This window comes from Anaerostipes butyraticus (assembly GCF_016586355.1).
Taxonomy (GTDB): Bacteria; Bacillota; Clostridia; order Lachnospirales; family Lachnospiraceae; genus Anaerostipes; species Anaerostipes butyraticus.
The window spans coordinates 1-649 of sequence record NZ_BLYI01000068.1; the positions used below are offsets into that span (position 1 = coordinate 1).

Below are 649 nucleotides of genomic sequence, written 5' to 3' on the forward strand. Positions count from 1 at the left end.
AAATCTTTCGAAATGAAAGATTTAATTTTTTTTGAAAAAAGTGTTGACAAACACAAAAGGCTATGATATGTTTAAATAGTTGCGTCTCTAAGAGAGACAAAAACAGATCATCGAAAAGATAAAAAAGAACAAAAAAGTGCTTGACAAAGTTACTAAGACATGATATTCTATAAAAGTTGCTGACAGAGATTGATCAGAACGATAGAAAAAATCTTGAAAAAAGTTCTTGACAAACAAACTTCGAGATGATAAAATATAACAGCTGTGTCGAACGGCACAGAGGAAAGAAAAACGTAAGGAGATTGCGTGAGACCTCAGAAGCAAAGCTTCTTCGGTCGCGGCAGAGCCGCGAATATAAAAAACAATCCCTGCAGCTCGGAAAGCGAGCTTTCCAGCCTGCAAAATTGCTTTTTGTGCACGCAATACTGCTAACGCGGACATTGACAACTGAACAATAAGACAACCTTGAAAATTCCGATGAATTTTTCAGGAAGGTTTTTTAAGAAAAACCGACGAACGTTCTTTATAGAACAGTAATGAACAAGGATAAGAAGCTAGTGCTTTCTTGACTTGGGACAAACCATTTAACATGAGAGTTTGATCCTGGCTCAGGATGAACGCTGGCGGCGTGCTTAACACATGCAAGTCG

1 rRNA gene is annotated in these 649 nt (G+C 37.8%); it reads left to right on the forward strand.

From position 1 onward, the window contains the following. Nucleotides 1–585: 585 nt before the first annotated feature. Nucleotides 586–649: ribosomal RNA gene (locus JMF81_RS14840) — 16S ribosomal RNA — on the forward strand; the annotation flags it as partial.